Raw genomic sequence first — 2,193 nt, 5'->3', positions numbered from 1 at the left:
CGGTCAGGGTCATGTCGATCTTGACCGAGCGGTCGTCCTCGATATCGATCTTGTAGACGAGGCCGAGTTCGTAGATGTCGGCGGGGATTTCCGGGTCGTAGACCGTCTTCAGCGCCGATACGATGTCGTCGGTCAGTCGCGCCAGCTCGTCGGCAGGAATGGCAGAAGCCGAAACCACGCCGTTCGCGGCCGTTTCCGGAGCTGTCTCTGCGGTGGTGCTCGCATCTTCCATGGTCGTCACCCGAAGAACTTTCGCGCCTTTTCCAGCGCATCGGCCAAAGCGTCGACTTCGGCCCTGGTATTATACATGCCGAACGATGCCCTGCATGTGGAGGTCACGCCGAAGCGTTTCAACAGCGGCTGGGCGCAATGGGTGCCGGCGCGCACTGCCACGCCCTGCCGGTCGATCACCATCGACACGTCATGGGCATGTATGCCCTGCAATTCGAACGAGATGATGGCGCCCTTGCCCGGCGCGTCACCGAAAATGCGCAGCGAATTGATGGCGCGCAGCCGCTCATGGGCATAGTCCTTGAGATCCGCCTCGTGCGCGGCGATGCGCTCGCGGCCGACCTTTTCCATATATTCGAGCGCGGCGCCGAGGCCGATCGCCTGCACGATCGGCGGTGTGCCGGCCTCGAAACGATGCGGCGGCTCGTTGTAGGTGACGATGTCCTCCGTCACTTCCTCGATCATCTCGCCGCCACCCATGAAGGGCCGCATCTCCTCCAGCATGTGCTTCTTGCCGTAGAGCACGCCGATGCCGGAGGGGCCGTAGACCTTGTGGCCGGTGAAGACGAAGAAATCGCAGTCGAGGTCCTGCACGTCGATCGGCATGTGCACGGCGCTCTGGCTGCCGTCGACCAGCACCGGGATGCCGCGGGCATGCGCGATGCGCACGATCTCCTTGATCGGCGTCACCGTGCCCAGCGCGTTCGACATCTGGGTGATGGCGACGAGTCTTGTGCGCGCGGTCAGCCGCTTCTCGAATTCCTCGATGTGGAAGGCGCCGAGATCGTCGACCGGCACCCAGACCAGCTTGGCGCCCTGCCTCTCCCTGATGAAATGCCACGGCACGATGTTGGAGTGGTGCTCCATGATCGACAGCACGATCTCGTCGCCCTCGCCGATGTTGGGCATGCCGTAGCCATAGGCGACCGTGTTGATCGCCGAGGTGGTGTTGGAGGTGAAGACGATGTTGTCGGTGCTCGGCGCATTGAGGAAGCGGCGCACCGTCTCCCGCGCCTTCTCATAAGCGTCGGTCGCGGCATTCGACAGGAAGTGCAGGCCACGATGGACGTTGGCGTATTCCTGACTGTAGGCGTGCTGGATGGCGTCGAGCACGGCTTTGGGCTTCTGCGCCGAGGCGCCATTGTCGAGGTAGACCAGCGGCTTGCCATAGACTTCCCGCGACAGGATCGGGAAATCGCGGCGGATGGCCTCGACGTCGTAGGGGGTGGATTCGACTTTCTGGTCCATCACAAGCTCTTCCGAGGCACCGCCTCACTCCGTCCAGCACCCCGCTCGGCGCCGCGCGCCGATCCACCTTCTCCCGCGAGGGGAGAAGACAGGCGCTTACCCGTGCGTCAAAAACCAATCGTCGAGCCGCGCTTCCAGCGCCTCGACGAGCGCCTCGTCTTCCAGTTCCTCGATCACTTCGGCGACGAAAGCCTTGACCAGCAGGCCGCGCGCGCTCTTCTCGTCGATGCCGCGCGCCATCAGGTAGAAGAGATGGTCGTGGTCGATCTCGGTGACGGTCGCGCCATGGCCGCAGACGACGTCGTCGGCGAAGATCTCCAATTCCGGCTTGGTTGAGAACTCGCCGTCATCCGACAGCAGCAGCGTGTTGCAGGCCATCTTGGCGTTGGTCTTCTGCGCATGCTGATGCACGTTGATGCGGCCCTGGAAGACACCGCGCGCCTTGCCGGTGACCACGTTGCGGATCACTTCGGTCGAGGTGGTGTGTGGCACGGCATGGTCGAGCACCATGGTGGTGTCGGTATGGGTGTCGCCGGCCAGAAGGTTGATGCCGCGCAATTTGAAATCGGCGCCCTCGCCGGTCGTGCGCACCACGACTTCCTGACGCACCAGCCTGCCGCCGGCGTTCATCACGAACAGCGTCAGCTTCGCATCCTTGCCGAGATGCGCCTTGAACTGAGCAAGATGCGTGGCGGTATCAGATTGCTCCTGCAC

3 protein-coding genes are annotated in these 2,193 nt (G+C 63.2%); all 3 read right to left on the bottom strand.

Annotated elements, in window-relative coordinates; translation table 11 throughout:
- Positions 1–232: iron-sulfur cluster assembly protein (locus tag EN742_RS32530; RefSeq protein WP_128333752.1), on the bottom strand; the 232-nt coding region annotated here is incomplete at its 3' end.
- A 5-nt stretch (positions 233–237) separates the two neighbouring features.
- Positions 238–1,479 carry a cysteine desulfurase gene (locus EN742_RS32525; protein WP_127406526.1) on the bottom strand — a complete coding sequence of 414 codons (1,242 nt, stop codon included), beginning with the start codon at positions 1,477–1,479 and terminating at the stop codon, positions 238–240.
- Positions 1,480–1,575: 96 nt separating this feature from the next.
- On the bottom strand, positions 1,576–2,193 hold a 618-nt coding region (gene sufD / locus EN742_RS32520), incomplete at its 5' end, for a Fe-S cluster assembly protein SufD (protein WP_128333751.1).

The organism is Mesorhizobium sp. M4A.F.Ca.ET.020.02.1.1, from assembly GCF_004022645.1.
Lineage (GTDB): Bacteria > Pseudomonadota > Alphaproteobacteria > Rhizobiales > Rhizobiaceae > Mesorhizobium.
Note: the sequence above shows the minus strand (reverse complement) of the source record. Positions and strands in the feature narration are given on the sequence as shown.